The sequence below is a fragment of the Actomonas aquatica genome (genome assembly GCF_019679435.2).
Taxonomy (GTDB): domain Bacteria; phylum Verrucomicrobiota; class Verrucomicrobiia; order Opitutales; family Opitutaceae; genus Actomonas; species Actomonas aquatica.
Genome location: NZ_CP139781.1, coordinates 1,669,303 through 1,690,135, shown reverse-complemented (window position 1 = coordinate 1,690,135; position 20,833 = coordinate 1,669,303). Strand labels below are relative to the sequence as shown.

Annotated in this window: 15 protein-coding genes; 4 read left to right on the top strand and 11 right to left on the bottom strand. The window is 61.5% G+C overall.

From position 1 onward, the window contains the following. The first annotated feature begins 371 nt into the window (after positions 1-371). The gene (locus K1X11_RS06500) at positions 372-1,646 is read left to right on the top strand and encodes an efflux RND transporter permease subunit (RefSeq protein ID WP_221030924.1); all 1,275 of its coding nucleotides are present in this window, start codon (positions 372-374) and stop codon (positions 1,644-1,646) included. A gap of 173 nt (positions 1,647-1,819) precedes the next feature. On the opposite strand, the gene K1X11_RS06495 is transcribed toward K1X11_RS06500, so the two are convergent. The 5 genes from K1X11_RS06495 to K1X11_RS06475 all read right to left on the bottom strand — a co-directional run bounded on the left by K1X11_RS06495 (position 1,820) and on the right by K1X11_RS06475 (position 5,074). Beyond that, positions 1,820-2,377 (bottom strand): HD domain-containing protein, encoded by a 558-nt coding sequence (locus K1X11_RS06495; RefSeq protein WP_221030923.1) that lies wholly within the window; start codon positions 2,375-2,377, stop codon positions 1,820-1,822. A gap of 110 nt (positions 2,378-2,487) precedes the next feature. Beyond that, positions 2,488-2,721: a hypothetical protein gene (locus K1X11_RS06490; protein WP_221030922.1), complete on the bottom strand. Its 234-nt coding sequence runs from the start codon at positions 2,719-2,721 to the stop codon at positions 2,488-2,490. Positions 2,722-2,734: 13 nt separating this feature from the next. Further along, the gene (locus K1X11_RS06485; protein WP_221030921.1) at positions 2,735-3,241 is read right to left on the bottom strand and encodes a hypothetical protein; all 507 of its coding nucleotides are present in this window, start codon (positions 3,239-3,241) and stop codon (positions 2,735-2,737) included. Positions 3,242-3,411: 170 nt separating this feature from the next. Then, on the bottom strand, positions 3,412-3,954 hold the full coding sequence (locus K1X11_RS06480; protein WP_221030920.1) for a hypothetical protein: 543 nt from the start codon (positions 3,952-3,954) through the stop codon (positions 3,412-3,414). Between the two features lie 679 nt (positions 3,955-4,633). Further along, entirely contained in the window at positions 4,634-5,074 is a 441-nt protein-coding gene (locus K1X11_RS06475) for a hypothetical protein (RefSeq protein ID WP_221030919.1), read from the bottom strand. Between the two features lie 502 nt (positions 5,075-5,576). Between K1X11_RS06475 and ltrA the strand changes: the two genes are divergently transcribed. After that, on the top strand, positions 5,577-6,998 hold the full coding sequence (gene ltrA / locus K1X11_RS06470) for a group II intron reverse transcriptase/maturase (RefSeq protein WP_484460792.1): 1,422 nt from the start codon (positions 5,577-5,579) through the stop codon (positions 6,996-6,998). 55 nt (positions 6,999-7,053) lie between these two features. On the opposite strand, the gene K1X11_RS06465 is transcribed toward ltrA, so the two are convergent. The 3 genes from K1X11_RS06465 to K1X11_RS06455 all read right to left on the bottom strand — a co-directional run bounded on the left by K1X11_RS06465 (position 7,054) and on the right by K1X11_RS06455 (position 10,553). After that, positions 7,054-7,632 carry an HAD family hydrolase gene (locus K1X11_RS06465; protein ID WP_324726129.1) on the bottom strand — a complete coding sequence of 193 codons (579 nt, stop codon included), beginning with the start codon at positions 7,630-7,632 and terminating at the stop codon, positions 7,054-7,056. 1,029 nt (positions 7,633-8,661) lie between these two features. Next, the gene (locus K1X11_RS06460; RefSeq protein WP_221030916.1) at positions 8,662-9,864 is read right to left on the bottom strand and encodes an ABC transporter permease; all 1,203 of its coding nucleotides are present in this window, start codon (positions 9,862-9,864) and stop codon (positions 8,662-8,664) included. Further along, on the bottom strand, positions 9,864-10,553 hold the full coding sequence (locus K1X11_RS06455) for an ABC transporter ATP-binding protein (RefSeq protein ID WP_221030915.1): 690 nt from the start codon (positions 10,551-10,553) through the stop codon (positions 9,864-9,866). The genes K1X11_RS06460 and K1X11_RS06455 overlap by 1 nt, the downstream gene beginning before the upstream one ends. Before the next feature lie 175 nt (positions 10,554-10,728). Here K1X11_RS06455 and K1X11_RS06450 point away from each other — a divergent pair, with 175 nt between their 5' ends. Further along, complete coding sequence (locus K1X11_RS06450; protein WP_221030914.1) at positions 10,729-11,250, top strand: DUF3299 domain-containing protein; 522 nt, start codon at positions 10,729-10,731, stop codon at positions 11,248-11,250. A gap of 482 nt (positions 11,251-11,732) precedes the next feature. Here the strand turns inward: K1X11_RS06450 and K1X11_RS06445 are convergent, their stop codons facing one another. From K1X11_RS06445 to K1X11_RS06435, 3 genes are all read right to left on the bottom strand, one after another. Then, entirely contained in the window at positions 11,733-12,617 is an 885-nt protein-coding gene (locus K1X11_RS06445; protein ID WP_221030913.1) for a hypothetical protein, read from the bottom strand. Positions 12,618-12,770: 153 nt separating this feature from the next. Beyond that, on the bottom strand, positions 12,771-14,597 hold the full coding sequence (gene typA, locus K1X11_RS06440; protein ID WP_221030912.1) for a translational GTPase TypA: 1,827 nt from the start codon (positions 14,595-14,597) through the stop codon (positions 12,771-12,773). Positions 14,598-15,138: 541 nt separating this feature from the next. Beyond that, complete coding sequence (locus tag K1X11_RS06435; protein ID WP_221030911.1) at positions 15,139-16,632, bottom strand: response regulator; 1,494 nt, start codon at positions 16,630-16,632, stop codon at positions 15,139-15,141. 1,177 nt (positions 16,633-17,809) lie between these two features. Here K1X11_RS06435 and hrpB point away from each other — a divergent pair. Further along, positions 17,810-20,386, top strand: coding sequence for an ATP-dependent helicase HrpB (gene hrpB / locus K1X11_RS06430; RefSeq protein ID WP_221030910.1), 2,577 nt, complete (start codon positions 17,810-17,812; stop codon positions 20,384-20,386). Positions 20,387-20,833: the final 447 nt, after the last annotated feature.

The window sequence follows — 20,833 nt, the reverse complement described above, 5'->3', positions numbered from 1 at the left end:
GTCCTCTGGTATGAGTGAGACATTCCTGATGTCGCCGGCCGTTAATCCCGTGGCATTGATAAATTGATGAAACTCACCATGTGTGAGTTTGGCTTTAATAAAAACGCTGAAGTCTATGCCGGCAGGTATGGTGGTGGAACGGACTTCACTTGCGCCGGGAGGGAGTAGGTCAAGGTAAGCCGCTTCAGTTTGCCGATAGCACCCAGCAGCGAAAATCAGGAAGCACGGGAAGATAATCCACCTGGTCGAGTTCATTTGATTTTCGGTCCGAATTCAGTCTTCGGCAGGAGGAAAGGCGGGGCTTTTCGCGTCGGGATTTATTAGTTGTCAAGAGTCAAGACCTGACGTCTTCCGGTCGCCCCGGCCTGCAGGTGAGCGTGGGACCGAAGCGTCCGTTCGGCGGTGGTGGTGGACCGGGGCGGGGCAGCTCCCTGCAACTGGTCTTGCAGGGCAGTGATTTTGAGGAGCTGCAGACCAGCGGGGAGCAGTTTGTGGAGGACATGGAAGCGAGTGGCGTGTTTGGGCCGGTGCGGCTTTATCCGTCGCCGACGAAACCGCAGCTCGATGTGCGCATCGATCGCGCCAAGGCGGCCGACCTCGCGGTGCCGGTGCGGGACATCGCCACGACCTTGGAGACCTTGCTGGGCAGTCGGCGGGTCACGCAGTTTCAGCGCGGCGGTCAGCAATACGACGTGATTCTACAGGTGGAGGACAGCCGTCGCATGACCCCGGGCGATCTCGCGCGCATCTACGTGCGCTCGGAGCGGGGCAGTCTGGTGCAATTGGGCAACCTCGTGACGTGGGACGAAAACGCCGTGCCGGAGAGTTACCCGCACTTCAACCGCCTGCGCTCGGTCACGCTCTCGGCGCCGCTGGCTGACGGCGTGGCGATGGGCGACGCCATCACCTATCTGCAGGACCGAATCGACGCGTTGCTGCCGGCGGGCAGCACCTATGCGTGGGACGGCCCGGCGCGGCAGTTTTTGGAAGGCGCGGGGGACACCTACGTGATGTTCGGCCTGGCGCTGCTGTTCACCTTTTTGATTCTCGCGGCGCAGTTTGAGTCGTGGGTCCATCCCTTCACCATTTTCACCGGCGTGGTGATCGCCGTGGCGGGAGGCATCACGGTGTTGTATGCGACGCGGTATTGGGGGCCGGCGATGACCGACAACCTGTTTTCGCGCTTTGGTCTGATCATGCTGATCGGACTCATCGCGAAGAACGGCATCCTCATCGTGGAGTTCGCCAACCAGCTCCAAATCGAGAGAGGCTTGGATGCGTCGACGGCGGTGTTTCAGGCGACCTCGGCGCGCTTCCGCCCGATCTTGATGACGTCGGTATCGACCATCCTCGGTGCGGTCCCGATCGCGTTCGCGCAGGGGGCGGGCGCGGAGATCCGCAACCCGCTCGGTCTGGTCATCGTGGGTGGACTCGGCATCGCGACGATCATGACCCTGTTTGTCGTGCCGATTACCTACGTGTTTATGGATCGCCTCTGTCTGCGCTTCACGGGTCGCAGCAGCGCGGCCGGCCTCAAACGGGCCGCCGAGATTCGCGGCACCATCCAGGCGCCGGTGGCGCCGACGCCGGGAGGTTCAGCCACCCCGGCCGGAGCCCCCGCCTACAGCGCCCCAGCAACGCATTGAGGAAGAGGGCAGGGGAAGCACTGCCTTGAGGTGGACGCCGACCCGCCAAAGGCGGGCAAGCCTCCGGGCGGCGTCGCGGTTAAAGGGCTCTGCGTTTGAACGCCGGGTTTTACCGAGAGGCAAGGGGAGCGCGAGCAAGCTCGCAGCCTACGCCGAGAGACCGGGAGCGGCTATCACGCCGTGCCTTCGGCGGCGGCGAGAGGTTGGAGTTTGTCCAGACCCTCTTGCAGGACGCGTTGCACGTCTTCGTCCAAGGCGGGGTGGTGGCCCAGAAGTCCAGCGACAACCTTGCTGGCCCAAACGAAGTAGTCGTATTGGCGGGTCCAGGACCAACCGGCGGGCGGATCGACGAGGATGGAGCGCAGGTTGCAGGTTTTGTCGGCGATCTTGATGGCCTTGGCACCGGGGCTTTTCTTCGGCGCGTTCACGACCTGCAGGCGTTTGCGTTCGGCTTTCTCCAGGCTCTTGTCGTCGGTGCATTCCATGACGAGGGCCGCGACCGTCTCGCCGAATGTGGTGGCGATCTCCTCGCGGGTGGTGGCAGTGTCTTCGACCGTATCGTGCAGCACGGCAGCGATGAGCACGGCCTCATCGGAGATTCCACCCACCTCGGACAAGTGACAGGACACCTCCAGCGGATGGTTGATGTAAGGCGCGGCCGCGGTGTTTTTCCTCCGTTGGTCGGAGTGTTTGACGGCGGCGAAGTAAGCAGCGTGCAGAAGCAGATTCATAGGAAACAAGCGAGCTCACCACCATCTCGCCTCAGCGCTCCCTCTGTCCAGCCATGAGGGGTGAGGCGCACCGGCCGAGCGACCAAGTATCACTCCCTAACTGAGCCAAATTATGGGCGAAATAGGGCGATCAGGGATCTGACGAACATGTAGCCCCCTTTCAGGAGAATGAAGCCGCTGAGCACGATGGCTCCGAGTGATGCCAGCGGTATTCGACCAAAGTATTGGCTATTGAGGACGAACGCGAAGCCGGCGACTCCGAGTCCTATCCACATCACGCTGAAAATGAGGCAGAGCCAGATCTTCCCGGCCTCTCGCAGTTCGGCAGTGGAATCGTCTTTCATTGCCTGAACTCACTCACTGCGCGGTGTGCCGGCTGGAGACGGCGTTGTAGTGGGGGCTCGTGGGTTGGGTGGAATGGAGGGCGTGGTTTCCGTCCGAGCTCAGGCTTGGAGCGGGATTTGTGATGGAGCGGAAGCAAGCGATCACTTCGTCGGAAAGCCACCGCTTGGCGAGGGGGCGAGATCGCCACGGCCGAGGCGGGTGGAGGTTAAAGGCGACTTGGTCTTCGGTGATCTGGTTCGCGGTAAGCGGCGCTCCCTGATACCACAGGCGTTTGTTCACGTGGATCGACCAGTTTGAGTCGTCGAGGCTGATGCGCACCCGGTCGTAACGATGAACCAACGCGAGAATGAGCTGAAACACGCCAATGACGGTCCATCCGGCGGGCGTAACCCAGTTCCTCCAGGAGGGGGCCGGGGAGGTTGGAAGGTGATAAAAGGACCAAGCAGCCAGCAGCAGAATCCCGCCGGCGACGATGAGAAGCACCGTCCGGCGGGTCTCGATATCACGTTCGTAAGTCATGGGGCAGGTTGATTGGGGTATGTCGATATAACGTTACATATCTGGCAAGCGCAGCACCTTGAAAATCACCATCGAATTTGAAGCCAGCGAAGGGAGCAGAGGATCCGATTTTTTGGGGAATGAGACAATGTGACGACATGACCCGGTCCGGTTCCCTATGAGACGACTGGTTATTCTTCAATTTCATTAACTAGTTTTCTCCTTAGTTCGAAATAAGCAGGTTCAAGTTCTTGAAGGTTCCACTCCAGAATAAACTTCGGATTTCCGCTTCCGAAGTCCTTACTCAAGCTGTCATATTTTGTGAATACCGGATACCTGCCTCCAGAGGTAGCAAAAGCACCGAGTATGCGTAGGACTCTCTTTTCTGTGTCGTTCGTTTGAAAACCGACTTTTGGTGCCATTTCGTGAATTCTATGGTTCTTAATTCCATCAAGACCGTTGTATCTTCCTTGGTCGCATAAAGAATTCCCATTTTTGAGCCACAGTGCTTTGAGTAAACACTCCAAAGTAAACCCCCTCAGCATCTGCTTCACCCAGAATGAGCTCATTTGCAGTATGATCTGTTTTTGAAGATCGTAGACTTTCGAAGACTCGGAGTCTGCATGGGATTGAAGACCCTCGGCGCAAAACGACAACTCTTCGGCTTTCTGTTTCCATGCATCGACGGAGTTTCCAGTTTCGTCGAAATTATCGATTCTGTCGATTTCTTGCATAACGTCTAAGTTGAGACAGGCTGATTTGTCGGCCTTATCTCCGGCGATTTTTTCGACCTTCTAATTCCTCTTCGCGTGCGTAGTCGACGTTCCAGCCTCGATGCCGCAGTCAAAGAATCACTGATCAGGGTGATACTAATAATTAGGCAAACCAATAGAAGGAGCGATAAAACCGGGAGTGGCATCGCAAATGAGGCATATATATTCAGGAGCATTGACCCCATGAAAAAGAATGCAAGAGCGATGGAATACGCGTTCATGGCATGTAAGGTGCACCGATCGAAGCAGCCTAAACGAAAAGTTAATCGCACAATCTCTCCTCTCCGATTTCTGCGAAACTTCCTGTAGGCCCATGCTCGCTTAAGCTCGTAAGGAGTCGCCACGCCTGACTTCATAAACCGAATAAGAGGACCGATTTCTTCAGGTGATACTGTGATGTCGATGTTCTTTCTGATTAGGTCAATCTTCTTGAGATCCTGAAAAACGGTCCGGAGAACTGCATCTGAACCAAAAGCTTCGATAGCGACATCGTAGTCAGACTTTTTCGGCGGGGGCTTAGTGGACTGCGCTGATCGATGTTCACGATAGCGAATAAGAAGCGTCAGGATGGCGGCCGCCGTCCCGAAAATGCCTCCTAACTCTTTCCAAATCTCAGAAAATGATACTAAGGAATCTACTGTCATCGATTTAGCTGAGCCGCGAGCGCCGACGCGGTGCTCGTTGGCTCGGGCGGCTGGATGGGCTTGTATTCAGTAAGTAAAGCCTCCCCGCGTTCATACGAGAATTCGAGGACGAGGATCCTTCTGCCGACAACAGCAAGCAAACCTGAGTCACCTCCTTGATCTGGCCGATATCGCTTCGTTCGATCGCGGATTTCTGCAACGCGATCGATCGCGACAATCTCCAATACGGCCTGATCTATCCAACCGTGCAAAACACAATGCGTGTCGTCGGGAATCGCACTAGACAGGGCTTCCAAAGCTCGATCGATAACAACCTCTACCGGACTCGGTGCCCCAAAGTATTCACGCCAAATGGTGAAATCCGGCAATAGCTCCCGATCCAGAATCCGATGCAGGATGCTAGAAGACTGGTCTTCGTTCGGCATTTCTTCGCCCATCGTTTTTAAGTGAGCCGCGAGTCACAGCGCGGAGCGCTGTGGCTCGTTGGCTCGAGTGGTTGGTGTATGCCCGGCATGGGCGTCAACGAATGGGGTTCAAGTCCCCTGTGCAAGAACTTGTAAGTTAATGGAGTAATGAACATTGAGTTATGAAAAGCAGTAGCCGAGGGCAAGGGCGCAGTCGCGAGGCTGGGTCTGAAAGAAGCCGTAGGCGGACTCGCGGGGCGACGAACAGGAACATCGTAAAAGGCTTAGCGGCCGGGGCGAGTCACCACCACATGATGAAGCCCACAGGTTCAGGCCGCAGGGTAGACGATGCGCTCGTGCGAGGGACGTTGATGCTCTTATCCGGGGAGGCCTGCGCGTGAAGCATCCGGTGCCTTCCGGAAGCATCGTCGGTGGCAACACCGGCGGAGCGCGCGCAGGAGTCAGCAGAGGGCGTAGTAGTCGCCGCGGAAACGAGCCGGGAGTAGGCTCCGACGGGTTACCCGTCCGCCGAAGGATCCGGAGGTCTCACCCCGACGAAGGCCCGAACCGAACGCACGCGTCCGGCTCCGCCCGCTCATCGTCCGCCCAAACGCCGCCCGGCGTTGCGGACTGGTGGTGCGAAGCGGTCCCGCCGGACGCGGGATATGAACAGGGACAGGGACAGGCCGACCACCTGCTCGAAGCGATCCTGGATACGACCAATGTATCCACAGCGTGGAGACGGGTGAAGGCCAACCGCGGAGCACCGGGCGTCGATGGCATCACCATCGACGACTTCCCGGCCCGCTTCCGCGAGCACTGGCCAAGACTGCGCGACGCATTGCTCGCAGGCACCTACGTGCCCGCGCCGGTGCGCCGCGTGGAACTGGCCAAACCGGACGGCGGGGTGCGCCCATTGGGCATCCCCACCGTCCTCGACCGAGTGATCCAACAGACGATCGCCCAACAACTCGGCCCGATCTTCGAGCCGGGGTTCAGCGATCACAGCTATGGCTTCCGCCCCCACCGTCGCGCCCACGACGCGGTGCGCCATGTCGCGAACACGATCAAACAAGAGGGCCGCCGCATCGCGGTGGACCTCGACCTATCGAAGTTCTTCGACCGGGTGAACCACGATGTGCTGATGGTGAGGGTGGCCCGCAAGGTGAAGGATCGACGCGTCCTGCGTCTGATCGCCCGTTACCTGCGGGCAGGAGTTGCAGTGGACGGGCGTTGGCAACGCACGGCCGAGGGCGTGCCGCAAGGCGGGCCTCTCTCGCCGTTACTCGCCAACGTCGTCCTCGATGACCTCGATCACGAACTGGAGCGACGCGGCCACCGCTTCGCTCGCTACGCCGACGACTTTGTCATCCTGGTGAAGAGTCAGCGCGCGGGCGAACGGGTCATGGCCAGCATCAGCCGGTTCCTGGAAGACACGCTCAAACTAAAGGTGAACGAGACGAAGAGTGCGGTCGTGCAAACGAATGCGCTCACGTTCCTCGGCTTTGCCTTCAAAGGCAGTCGTATCGTCTGGAGCGAGCAATCGCTCTGGCGGTTCGAACACGAAGTGCGTGAGTTGACCAGCCGCCGCTGGGGCGTGGCGATGGCCGTGCGTATCCAACACCTCGGGCAGTATCTGCGCGGGTGGATGGGTTACTACGGACTGAGCCGCACCTATGGCGCGGTGCGCCACCTCGAACACTGGATCAGACGACGCCTGCGTTGCTGCTATTGGAAGATGTGGAAGACCCGTCGGAACCGAATCCGCCAGTTGCTGCGCCTCGGCGTGAGCAAACGCGACGCGATCCTCAACGGGCTGTCCGGCTCGGGATGTTGGGCCATGTCCAAATCCCCGGCCCTCAACCAAGCCCTGCACAACGACTGGCTCACCGTCGAAGGCCTGCCCTCCCTCGTCCAGCTTTGGACGCATATCCATTATCCAACTACGGTCCGATAACGACTCGGAACCGCCCGGTGCGGACCCGCACGCCGGGTGGTGTGGGGGGCGGAGGCTAATTACCTCCGCCTACCCGATTCGACTCTATCTGGTTTTGATCGTGCTGCCAGCCCCGCTTCTCGACGGTTCTGACGTTTGGAACGGAGATGAAGGAGCGAAGGTAGCGCTCCAAATCAGGTAGGACTCGGTCATTCTGGTCTCCATAAAATGGTTCTACGCGCACGTAGTTTCCGAAATGGCGCTCAACTTTCTCGGGCGAATCATCGACCATCAACACTCGCTCAAGGGGATACCCTAACCGACGCACCTTCTTTAGGTCTTTCACCCAGTATTCCTCCATCTGCTCAGAATCGTATTGCCGCGTGCAACGCGACCGAGCCCACACAAACTGAAGCGAAATCGAATCAGGCACAATTTTTCGGACAATCGCATCGACGTATGACTCACTCGCCGAACTCCAAATGCCAAGATCGGCAAAAGTCGCTGCAGCGCACAAAAACTCGTGGACCATCGGACGCCGTCTTACGCGATAGGAATCGATGGTGAAATCTGGCGGATCAAGCGTGGGATTTCCCGTCGCCCGGATAAGCGTCTCGTCGAGATCCAGAACGATCAATAGACGCGGTATTTCCATCTCTTCTTGTCGAACAGTGTTATTATGCGGCGTTTTCGCCTGTTAATTCCGAAAGCTGATCGGATTCGATACGGCGGTCGGTAGAGGTTAAGGTCATCTTCGTCAGGATGATAGGGGATATTTTAGCCTGAGCAGGCCGGGATGACGTTCGGCAAAAAGCGGCGTTTCTGCGAGCGGGAAATTGCAACGTGGTTTGGTCGGGCTGCAAAACGCCGCATAATTCCGCGGCGCACATCGTCTTCATGAACCCACCATAGAATCCAAGGCTATAATGCTCATGTGATTACGAGAGTTTTAAGCCAAGGACCGAAATAATTCGTTTCATGAAAAACGGCGTTTTTTTCCTGCACCCAGCCTGGCCCCACGGGACACTCGAAATACACGAAAGCCGGAGCCTCACAATTGTTGGGCTTGCCGATGATGGCACCTGAATCCGTGTCTTTCCGTGTGGTCCGTGGGCCTCGCTGCGATGCCTCGCGGCCTCTGCGGCTTTTGGCGCGATCTGGGGTTTGATCCTTTGCGGCATCCTCTTGCTCACGCTCGTAGTTACGGAGGGCTGCTTTGCTTCGGTGGGACTTCCACAGCGAACCGGGGTCACCGACCCCGGCTACAGCAGATGTTTCTGTGAACCGCGGTGTCTTCTGAGGTAAAAAAGCCGCGGTGCCTCTCGGCTTCGCGAACCTTCGCGTTCTTTGCGGTTTTTCCCCTGCGGTGCCTCTCGGTATCTGCGGTTTTCGGCGTGATCTGCGGTTCTTTTTTTTAGCCACGAAAAGGCACAAAAAGTCACGAAAAGGGAGGTGCGGCCGAGGGGCAGGTGGAACGACGCGGCCCGGCGCTTGCCCGCCTTAGGCGGGGTCCGCGTCCACCTTAGCAGGCTTTGCGTTCTTCCCGGTCAGCCATAGCTCATAGAGCGACGGAGGATGCGTTAAAACAGCGGTGCTTCGCGGTTGAAACTCGTTTCCAACGTAGCGTGAGCAGGGTTCGCGGCCTGCACGGTGGGGCAGGCGGATCGACGCGGTTTTTCCTGGGCTAGGACTGGGGGGCGAGGTGTTCGGCGACGTCGGTGCGGTAGGCTTTGGTGGCGGGGAGGGCGCCGCCGAGGGCACAGAGGCCGATCATCGCCAAGGGGGCCCAGAGCATCACGGGATGCAGCGTCCATGGGTCGATCACCACGCCGGTTTCGCGCTGGATGATCGTCGCCGAAACCAGGCTGATGCCGCCGTGCACGAGGAAGCCGGCCAGGGTGCCGATGAAACCGAGCGCGATGGCTTCGAGCACGACCGAGCCAAAGAGGGTGCGGCGCGAGGCGCCGAGGGCGCGCAGGATGGCGAGGTCGCGGCGGCGGGCCGACATGGAGTTGTAGATCGCGACCAACACGGTGGCCGCAGAGACGGCGGCGACGAGGTAGGCAACCCAGGCGAGGACGCGGTCGAACCAGCCGATTTTGCTGAAGAGGTCGGAAACAATGGCGGCGATGGGATACGCAAAGGTGAGGCGGTCGCCCTGGCGGTTGTAGTAGCCGTCGAGCATGAAGCCGGCGGTGGGCGTGCGCAGTTGGATGAGCACGGCGCTGACTTCGTCGGCCGCGGCTTCGTTGTGTCCGCTCATGTGCTGCAGGCCGTGAAGCGGAATCCAGATGACTTTGTCGGCCGGGGTGCCGGAGGGCTCCAGCACGCCGACGACGGTGTAGAGTTCTTCGTGCTCGTGGATGTCGTTGTCGGCGAGGCCGTGGGAGGGGTGGAAGGTGTCGCCGGTGCGCAGGCCGAGGTGGCGGGCGGCGAAGCTGCCGACGACGGCTTCGTGGGCGTGTTCGTCGGTCCAGGCGCGGCCGGCGGCGAAGCGGTGGGTTTGCTCGGGCTCGATTTCGACCTCGGTGAACATCTCCGGCTCGGTGCCGATGAGGCGGATGCCTTCGTAGTTGTCGCCGACGGCGATGGGGATGGCGCGTTTAACGAGGCGGTGGCGGCGGACGGCGGCGAAGTCCTCGGCGGAGACGTTGCCGGAGGAGGCTTCGAGGTGGAAGATGGCGTTGAGGACGAGCTGGAGTTTGGAGCCGCGGGCGCCGAGCACGGCATCGAAGCCGCTGTTCATGCGAGTGAAGGTGGCTTGGCTCTGGGTTTTGATCGTCCAGATGGAGAGCAACAGGCCGCTCGCGAGGGCGATGGCGAGCGAGGTGACGATGGTTGAGAGCAGGTATTGGCGCAGGCTGCGCCGGACGATGAAGAGCAGCATCAGCGGACCTCCGACGCCGGGGTGCCGGCTTGGTTGAGGGTGGCGAAATCGACGATGCGGGGAAAGGCGTTGAGCACGGCCTCGTCGTGGCTGACGAGCAGGAGGGCCGAGCCGGTCTCGGAGCAGACGGAGCGGATGAGGCCGAGGGCCTCGGCGGCGTGGTGGGGGTCGAGGTTGCCGGTGGGTTCGTCGGCGAGGACGAGGGGCGGGCGGTTGACGAGGGCGCGGGCGATGGCGACGCGTTGTTGCTGGCCGGTGGAGAGCTGGCGGGGGCGGTAGTCGCGGCGGGCGGCGAGGTCGACGCGCTCGAGCATGGCGGTGGCTTTTTCGGGGAAGGGGCGCCGGCCGCCGAAGGCGGTGCCGAGGAGCACGTTTTCGAAAGCGGTGAAGCCTTGGAGGAGGTTGAAGGTCTGGAAAATGTAGCCGAGGTGGGCGGCGCGCCAGCGGTCGCGGCCGGATTCGGAGAGGGCGGTGACCTCGGTCTCGCCGACGTGAATCGACCCGGAGTCGGGCTCGAGGATGCCGGCGATGAGGTGCAGGAAGGTGGTTTTGCCGGTGCCGCTGCGGCCGCGCACGGCGACTTGTTCGCCGGCGGCGAGATCGAACTGCGGCACATCGACCACCGTCTGCCGGGACCCTTCCGGGGTCGCGTAGCTTTTGGTGAGTTGGGAGATTTTGAGCAAAGACACGAGACGAGCAGGTGCGCGGTGAACGCCGGAAGCGGCAGCGGCAACGGGTGGTGGATCGAGTAAGGGCGGCTGGAGGCCCGCAAAAGTCGACCTTATATCAATTGATCTAAAATCACCGAGCCGGATACGGCCGGGGCTCGTTGACTCTCGGGAAGGGGCGCAGAACGGTGGCGTTATGCCGACGCGACCCCTCCGACGACTCACGACCGCCTTTTGGGCCACCTGCGCCACCCTCATTTTCGCGATGACGACGACGACGCTCTCGGCGGAAGAGAAGATCAACCTGCGGGACTATGCGGCGCTCAGTTTCGATACCTTGGCGAAGTTCACCATCGACCTGAACAACCTCGAAGACATCGGCGACATGACGGAGGTCGAGTATGCGGCCTCGAAGATCCCGCCGGAGATCATGGCGCTGGATGGCAAGAAGGTCTGCATCCCGGCCTACATGTTGCCGCTGCGTTTTGACGATGACGGCGTGGTGGAGTTTCTGGGCATGGCCGACACCAATTCCTGCTGCTACGGCGGTGAACCGAAGCTCACCGAGATCATTTTGGTCACGATGAAGAACGGTGCGACCAAGTCGCTGATGGACAGCCCGCTGTTCCTCTTTGGCACCCTGCGGGTCGGCCCGGTGGACGATGACGGTTTCGTGACCGCGGTTTACACGATGGAGTGCGACCGGGTGAGTTGGTGATACGGGATGCGGGATGCGGGATGCGGGATGGGGGATGCGGGATGTGGGATACGGGATGGCTGAGAGGCAGGGGGCGAGTGGCCCACGGACTACACGGATGGACACGGAAGGAGGGTGACCACGAAACACACGAAAAACACGAAAGTCGGAGAGGCGCGTCGGGGTAGGCTGAAATCAGGAACTTTGTGTCTCGTGGATTTGGCGTTATTCCTTGTCCGCCATAGCTCGTAGAGCGACGGAGGATGCGTTAAAACAGCGGTGCCTCTCGGCTTCGCGCTTCTTCGTGTTCTTCGCGGTTTTTTCCCGCGGTGCCTCTCGGTATCTGCGGTTATCGGCGTGATCTGCGGTCTATCTTTTAGGCCACGAAAAGGCACAAAAAGTCACGAAAAGGGAGGTTCGGTCGAGGGGCAGGTGGAACGACGCGGCCCGGAGGTCCGCGTCCACCCTTTCCCGGGCTTTGCGACCTTTGCGGTGCCTCTCGATCAGAGGTCGGAGGGTTGGAGCTTTTCGGCTTCTTTGCGGAAGTCGTCGGCGCAGTCGGTGCACATGCCGTGGCTGAAGCGGATCTTGCTGTGGTTGCGGAAGTAGTGATCGACCTGCTGCCAGTAGCCGTCGTCGTCGCGCACCTTTTTGCACCAAGCACAGATGGGGAGCAGGCCGCTGAGGGTTTTCACTTCGGCCAGGGCCGAGGAGAGCTGCTCGTTGCGCTGTTTGAGGTGGGCCAGCAGGAGACCGACAAAGAGGGCGACCATGAAGAAGCTGACCTCGAGGTCGCCGAGGATGGCGACGAAGGTGTTGAGCGCTTCGGAGGTGGAGGAGAGGGGCAGGAGCACCAGCACGGTGCGCACGAGGTGGAAGATGGCGTGGGCCATGAAGGCCTTGGCGGGGGCGGTGTAGGAGCGCCAGAAGACAGGGGGCGATTGGCGCAGGCCGCGATAGGACAGGTAGGCAAGGGTGGCCCAGATGAGGCCGTTGCTGACGCGACGCAGCGGGGACTCGGGGGCGAGGAAGTGAAACACCGTCAGCAGCACCGCGTGCAGCACAACGGCGCCGATGGGCTCGACGAGCGTGACTTTGGTCTGACCGGAGTTCACCCGGGCGCCGATGAGCAGGATGGCCTGGCCAACGGTGACGAGCAGGGTGGGCAGGATGCGGGCGACGACGGGCGAGAGGAGGGGGCGCGAAGCAAAAAGCACGTCGGCGGCGAACATCACCCAAGCGGCGATCATCCAGTAGAGGAGCGACCCTTTGTGATCTCCGCGGAACCACGCGTCGGTCACCAACACGGCGAGAATGACGCAAATCAGGGTGTTCGTGAGGTAGATGACGGTTTCGACGAGTTCCAAGCCCATGGAGTGTAGGGACATTGCCCCGGTAAGCGGCGGAGGGAAATCGGCAAAATCCTCGTAAAACTACGTAGAAATCGAGAGTTGGGGGCAAAAAAAGCCGCCGGCGCGGGGAGCGACGGCGGCGAGTGAAGAGGGGCCGGCAGAGCGGGGAGTGTGGCGTCGGGCGGGCGTTTATTTGCCCGACTTGGCGGCGCGCTCGGCTTTGCGACGTTCGTTGCTGTTGAGGATCTTCTTGCGCAGGCGCAGGAAGGACGGGGTGACCTCAACGTATTCGTCGTTGGCGATGTATTCGATGCAGCGCTCGAGGGACATCTTGATGGCGGGGGTGAGCTGGATGCCCTTGCCCTCACCTTGGGAGCGGAAGTTGGTGAGCTGCTTGGCCTTCACGGCGTTGACGGGGATGTCTTCGTCGCGCGGGTTTTCGCCGATGATCATGCCCTCGTAAACCTCTTCGCCGGCGCCGGTGAAGAGTTTGCCGCGCTCCTGGATGCTCTCGAGGGCGTAGGCGGTGGTGACGCCGGCTTCGGTGGCGACGAGGGTGCCGGTCTGGCGGGTGGCGATTTCGCCGGCCCAGGGACCGTATTCCTTGAAGAGGTGGGACATGACGCCGTGACCGCTGGTGGCGTTGACGAGGTCAACCTCCATGCCGATGAGGCCGCGGGTGGTGATGGTGGCCTCCACCATGGTGGTGGCGTTGAGCTTCTCCATGTTGGTGAGCTGGCCCTTGCGGTTGGCGAGGTTCTGCATGATCGCGCCCACGCAATCGTCGGGCACTTCGATCCAGACCGTTTCGTAAGGCTCGAGGATGGTGCCGTCTTCGGCGGTCTTGGTGATGACAGACGGGCGGGAGACGAGCAGCTCGTAACCCTCGCGGCGCATGGTTTCGACGAGCACGGCGATCTGCATGGCGCCGCGGGCCTTGACGTTGAAGGCGCCGCCGACGGTGGCGTCCTCGACCGAAATCGAGATGTTGGTCTTCACCTCGCGGTAGAGACGCTCGCGCACCTGGCGGGAGGTGACGAACTTGCCGTCCTTGCCGACCAGCGGGCCGTCGTTGACGGCGAGCTGCATTTCGAGGGTGGGCGGGTCGATGTCGGTGAAGGGCAGGGCGTGGCCTTCGGCGTCGGCGGTGAGGGTGTCACCGATGTCGATGTCCTCGAAGCCGGAGAGGCCGACGATGTTGCCGGCGACGGCGTGGCTGGTCTCGGTGGTGCCGAGGCCGGAGAACTCGATGACCTTGGTGATCTTGCCGCGCTGACGTTTGTCCTCGTTGTGGCGCATCACGTAGACGGTGTCGCCGACGTCGACTTCGCCGCCGAGGATCTTGCCGATGGCGATACGGCCGACGTAGTCGCTCCAATCGATGTTGGAGACGAGCATGTGGAAAGGCTGGTTGGGGCGGGCGAAGGGCGGCGGCACGTGCTCGAGCACGGCTTCAAAGAGCGGGGTGAGGTCCTTGTGCTCGTCTTCGAGGTTTTTCACCATGTAGCCGTCGCGGCCGGAGCCGTAAACGACGGGGGCGTCGAATTGTTCTTCGTTGGCGTCGAGCTCGAGGAGGAGTTCGAGGACCTTCTCATACATGCCCTTGGGGTCGGCGTTCTCGCGGTCGATCTTGTTGATGACGATGATGACCTTGAGGCCGTGGGAGAGGGCCTTGCGGAGCACGAAGCGGGTCTGGGCCTGCGGGCCGTCGTAGGCGTCGACGAGCAGGAGCACGCCGTCGACCATGCGCAGGGCGCGCTCCACTTCACCACCGAAGTCGGCGTGCCCGGGGGTGTCGACGATGTTGATGATCTTGTCGCCCCAATGCACGGAGGTGTTCTTGGCCTTGATGGTGATGCCCTTTTCGCGCTCGAGGTCCATAGAGTCCATGGCGCGTTCGTCCACCTGCTGGTTGGCACGGAAGGCTCCGCCCTGTTTGAGCAGATTGTCGACGAGGGTGGTCTTCCCGTGGTCGACGTGGGCGATGATGGCGATGTTGCGGATGTTCTGGTTCATGTCCGGAGACGCGGTTGTTGAGCGCGAAAAGGGCCACGTTGCGTGGCGCTTATCGCCAAAGCAAGACGGAAGGCGGGGTGGGAGGAACCGCGAAAAGCTGAAAAGCTGAAATCGGGAAAGCTGAAAGGGGGGAGGAATGGTGAATAGTGAATCGAGAATGGTGAAAGGCGAGGGGAGGCGGGATGCAGGATGCGGGCGGGATGCGGGATTCAGGATACGGGATGCCGAGGGGCAGGGGGGCGCGAAGGGCGCGAAGGCGGGGGCTCGTGCGTTGAGGCAGGGGAAACAACGCTACGTCCACCCGGCTTTGCGACCTTTACTGTCTTCGCGTCTTTGCGTTAAAACAGCGGTGCCTCTCGGTATCTGCGGTTATCGGCGTGATCTGCGGTTTGATCCGTAGCGGTATCCACCTTGGACTGCTTTGCTTCGTTATCCTCTGTGGACTCACAGGGCGAACCGGGGTCACCGACCCCGGCTACAGTGGGTGTTGCTGTGAACCGCGGTGATTTCTGCGGTTGAGAAACCAGCGGTGTTTCTCCGCTCAGTCGGAGGCCGGGGGCGTGAGGGGAAAGTGGCAGGTGAAGGTGGTGCCTTGGCCGACGGTGCTGTCGAGGGAGATGAAGCCGTGGTGCAGGTGCACGAGGCGGGCGACGGTGGGCAGACCCAGGCCGGTGCCGCGGCCCTGGGGTTTGGTGGAAAAGAAAGGTTCGAAGAGGCGAGGGCGCACTTCGGGCGGGATGCCGGTGCCGGTGTCGGACACGGCCACCGTGAGGTAATCGCCGGGTTTGCCGCCGGAGGAATCGGTGAGGCCTTCCACGGATTCGATGGTGCGGCGGCCGAGGGTGACGGTGAGTGTGCCACCGCCCGGGAGCAGGGCATCGCGGGCGTTCACACAGAGGTTCATGAAAATCTGGTGGAGCTGCGAGGCGTTGGCGGTGATGTCGGGCAGGGACGCTTCGGCGGGCGTCTCGAAGCGCACGTCGATCACGGCAGGGAAGGTCTCGGAAGCGACATCGGCGACTTCGCGGGCGACCTCGGTGACATCCACCGCGCCGATGTCGGTGTCGGAGCCGCGGGAGAAGGCGAGGAGCTGGCGCAGCATCTCGGCACCGCGGCGGCTGCTGGTGAGAATGGTTTTGAGGTGCTTTTTATCGGCCTCGGGCGAGGTGAGTTCCATGAGCGAGGCGGTGCCCATGACGGCGGCGAGGATGTTGTTGAGGTCGTGGGCGATGCCGCCGGCGAGTTGGCCAAGCACCTCGAGGCGCTGCATGCTGATGAGCTGCGCTTCGAGGGATTGGCGTTCGGTGATGTCGCGGATGTTGAATATGATGGAGTCGCCGTCGAGGTGGGCGGCGGTGATTTCGACCTGGTTGGGGATGCGGCGACCGTAGACGAATTCGGTGAGGATGGAGCTGCGGCCGGTGCTTTTTTGCTGCTGCATCTGGGTGCGCAGTTGTTCGGCGGCGTCGGGGGCGAGCAATTCGCAGAACTTACCGTTTACGGGCGCCTCGGGGGAGAGCAGGTCGCGGGCAGCGGGGTTGATGAGGGTGATGTTGCCCTCGCCGTTGGCGATGATGACGCCGTCGGGGGAGTGGTTGATGGCCTGTTCGAAGCGGGCGCGTTCTTCGTAGAGGTTTCGGAAGCGGTTGATGCGGGTGATGGTGCGCAGGCGGATGCGCAGCTCGGTGGTGTCGATGGGCTTGGTGATGAAGTCGTCGGCACCGGCTTTGAGGCCCTCGAGGCGGGATTTGCGGTCGTCGAGGGCGGTGAGAATGAGGATGGGGACCTCCTTGAGGCCTTCCATTTCGCGAATGAGACGGCAGGTTTCGAAGCCGTCGATGCCCGGCATCATGACGTCGAGGAGGATGACGTCGGGGGCGTGGGCCTGGGCTTGTTCGATGGCCTCCAAGCCGTCGGCGGCTTCGATGAGTTTGTAGCCCTCGGGGGCGAGCAATGAATTCAGGAGGACCCGGGAACGTTCCGTGTCGTCGACGATGAGGACGGTGGCTTTGGCGGGCGATTCTTCAGGGGGCATGGGGCATCCTCTGTTTCGTTGATCGGACGGGAGGCTGGGTTCTGAAGCAGCTAATCGCGATCTGCTGGCAATTTGCAAACCTCCGGCGATGGCGGGCGGAAAGAAAACGGAAGTGGGGCGTGCGATGGACGGGGGCACAAAAAAGGCCCAGGGAGCCGAAGCTCTCTGGGCCAAATTTGGGGAGTGGGCGTTCGCCACGCGCTCTTTCCCGATGGTCTGCATTAGGCGCTCTCGCTTTCGCGGGCTGCAGACTCCCCGACGCCACTCCGCACGGCATGCGCGGCTTTCGATCTCATGGCGGGATCGCTCTGGCCGTTACCGGCCGGAGTTTATTGAGTGAGGCCTCTGCGCCTGGTTCGACCTCTCCCTGCCGGGAGCGGTGCGCCAAACGAGGTGCTGATGTGCTTGCAAGGACGTTACCCTCACATCGGCACCGTTCTCGCGGGGTCGGCCCCGGCTTTTGGCCGGGCGTTGGCCCCGTGGGACGGGTCTGACCTCTTACCTCTCAGGCTGCCTTCTACCTTGCAATGGGGTGACGCGTTTTTCGCCCCGCCCCGTTGTCGAGACCGTTACGAGCTTTGCCAGACTCCTGCGGTCTCCTGTGTGCCGTTTTCGTTTTCGCGCCGCCTCCCTCTCGGGAAGGGCCTTTCGACGGGTTGCGGTCCGTCCGAAATCGTTCCACAGGCTGGCTTACGGTAGCAGCCGGAACCCTCTGGGTCACCGTATCAGTGCGGCGTTCGAAACTTCCGCCACACCTGACTCGACTCGCCTGCGGTTTCTTACTTCGCGGCTCGTCGCTCAGTTCCTGATTCGTGATTCTAGACCGGGCACGACCCCGGCCAGAGGAACTGGTGATATATGCCTCGCGGGGCGCGAAGGGCGCTCAGCGTGAGGGGGTAAACCGGACCAGCTCCGATTTCCCTTTCCCCGGTTACCCGGGCGTATCCCAGTCTCCGCTTCCACCGGTTTTTTCATTTCGGCGTGCGCTTGACTGTTCTATCAAGGAACAGGTCAGAACGTGCCGGATCTTTGCGAAAAAGTCACGTAAATGATGTGCACAAGTTATTCACCATCAGGAGTATGGTGAATAACCGGTGAATAAGCTGTGCGTTATTCACACCGTGGTTTGGCACGCCTTAGGCTTGAAAACGCGGGCGGGAGCACGAGCGTGGCGGGCTTGGACTCTTCGCCTGCTTCGCTCCCGATCTACGAACTGGAAGCCGACCTGGTGCGCGCGGTGCGCGATACCGGGCGGGTGTTGCTGCGGGCGCCGACGGGGTCGGGCAAGTCGACCCAGGTGCCGCGCATGCTGTTGCGTCATGGGTTCCTGGATACGGGCGAGGCGGTGGTGCTGCAGCCACGCCGGCTGGCGGCACGCATGCTGGCGCGACGGGTGGCGAGCGAGGAGGGTGATGAGCTGGGTGGCGTAGTGGGTTACCAAATACGCATGGAGGGGCGCAGTTCGGCGCGCACCAAGATCAAGTTTGTGACCGAGGGCGTGCTGCTGCGGCAGATGTCCTTTGATGCGAAACTGAAGGGCGTGAGCGTGCTGGTCTTCGACGAATTTCACGAGCGGCACCTTTACGGTGACATCACGCTGGCGCGGGCGCTGCAGATCCAGCGCGAGACGCGACCGGACCTGAAGATCATCGTGATGTCGGCCACGCTGGAGACGGGCCGGTTGGGCGAATACCTGTCGCCGTGCGAGTTGTTGGAATCGGCCGGACGCACGCATCCGGTCGACATCAGCTACCTGCCGCGCACGCCGAATTTTGATCGCGAGCCGGTGTGGGAGGTGGCCGCGCGGGCGGTGGCCGAGGTGGTGGCGCGCAACGATGGCGACGTGTTGGTGTTCATGCCCGGGGCCTACGAGATCAACCGGACGGTGCAGGCAGTGGAGGCGAATCGGGCGTTGCGGGAGTTTGAGGTGTTTCCGCTGCACGGCGAGTTGCCGCCGGAACGGCAGGATGCGGCGGTGGCGCGGGGCGCGCGGCGCAAGGTCATTGTGTCGACCAATGTGGCCGAGACCTCGCTCACCATCGAAGGCGTGACGGCGGTGGTGGACGCGGGGTTGGCGCGGGTAGCCCGCTACGATGCGAATCGCGGGATCAACACGCTCTTAATCGAAAAGATCTCGCGGGCGAGTGCCGATCAGCGCGCGGGTCGCGCGGGTCGCACGGCACCGGGCGTGTGTCTGCGGTTGTGGACGGAGCGGGATCATGCGGATCGCGCGGCGCAGGAGTTGCCTGAAGTGCATCGGCTCGATCTGGCGGAGGTCGTGCTGACGTTGAAGGCGAGCGGCATCGATGATGTGGCCGGTTTCCCCTGGCTGGAGACGCCGAACGAAAAGGCGCTGGCGCGAGCGGAGGTATTGCTGGCGGATCTGGGAGCGATCCGAGCGGGGGCGGCGGGTGCGATCACCGAGGTAGGTCGCAAGATGCTGCGTTTCCCGGTGCACCCACGTTATGCGCGCATGATGATCGAAGCGGAGCGGCGTGGTTGCGTGCGCAGTGTGGCGCTGATGTCGGCGCTGACACAGGGGCGCAGTTTCCTGCTGCGCGGGGTGGCGCGCGATGTCGACAAGGCGCGCGAAGACGTGTTGGGCGATGAGGAGGGCAGCGACTTTTTCCGACTGATGCGGGCGTGGAGTTACGCGCATGAACAGCGCTACGATTTGGACTCGTGCCGTCGTTTGGGCATTCACGCGCAGGGCGCGCGGCAGGTGGGGCCTTTGTTTCAACAGTTCCTGAAGATCGCCGAGCGGGAAGGGCTGTTGGTGGGCGACGATCGCGGTTCGGCCGAAGACGTCTGCAAGTGTGTGTTGGCCGGGTTCAGTGACCAACTGGCCAAGCGACTCGATCGCGGCACGTTGCGCTGTGAAATGGTGCATGGGCGACGTGGCACCTTGGCGCGAGAGTCGGCGGTGGACACCGCGACGCTTTTGGTCGCGGCGGAGATCAGTGAGATCGAAGGCCGGGGCGGGGAGGTGAATGTGCTGCTCTCGCTGGTGACAGCGGTGGAGGAGGCGTGGTTGGGTGAATTGTTTCCCGATGACTTCGTGGAGGAGCTGGCGACGGTTTACGATGGGACCACGCGACGGGTGGTGGTGAAACGTGAGCGGCGTTTCCGCGACCTCGTGTTGGAGAGTAAACAAACCGCGGAAATGCCGGATGAAGGGCGGGCGGCGGAGCTGCTGGCGCGTGAGGTGATGGCCGGCAACCTGAAGCTCGGTGAGTGGACGGAGGTGGTGGATCGCTGGATTGTGCGCGTGAATCGTCTGGCGGAGTGGTTCCCGGAGTTGGAGGTGAGTCCGATCACGGCGGAGGACCGTTCGATCCTGGTGGAGCAAATGTGTCTGGGCTGTTTTGGCGCACGCGATCTGAAGGATCAGGCGGTCATGCCGGTGCTGCAGCAGTGGCTACGCAAGGAGCAGCTTGCGGTGCTCGATGACTATTTGCCGGAGCGGATCGAGATGGCGAATGGGCGCCGGGCGCGGATTCGTTACGCGGAGGAGGGGCCGCCGATCCTAAGTGCGCGGGTGCAGGAGTTGGTGGAGATCAAATCGACGTTTAAGCTCGGGCATGGACGGGTGCCGGTGCGCTTCGAGGTGCTGGCGCCGAATCAGCGGCCGATCCAAGTGACGGACGATTTGAAGGCGTTTTGGGAGGACCTGTATCCCAACAAGATCCGCCCGGAGCTCTCGCGGCGTTATCCGAAACACCCGTGGCCGGAGGGGCCGGGACGCGGAGCGTAGTCGGATAGGGAATGGTGAATGGTGAAGAGTGAATGGTGAAAGGGGATGCGGGATAGGGGATACGGGATGCGCGATGCGGGATGCGATGCGGGATTGCTGAGGGGCAGGGAGGGGCGTGGCCCACGGAACACACGGACGGACACGGAAGGAGGGTGACCACGAAACACACGAAAAACACGAAAGTCGGAGAGGCGCGTCAGGGCAGACTGAAACCAGGAACTTTGCGTCTCGTGGACTCGGCGTTCTTCCCAGTCCGCCATAGCTCGTAGAGCGACGGAGGATGCGTTAAAACAGCGGTGCCTCTCGGTATCTGTGGTTTGGACCTTTGTGGCATCCACTCGCTCACGCTCGTAGCTACCGGAGGGGGGCTTTGCTTCGTTACCTTCTGTGGTGAATCACCCGGCGAAACGGGGTCAACGACCCAGGCTACAGCGGATGCTTCTGTGA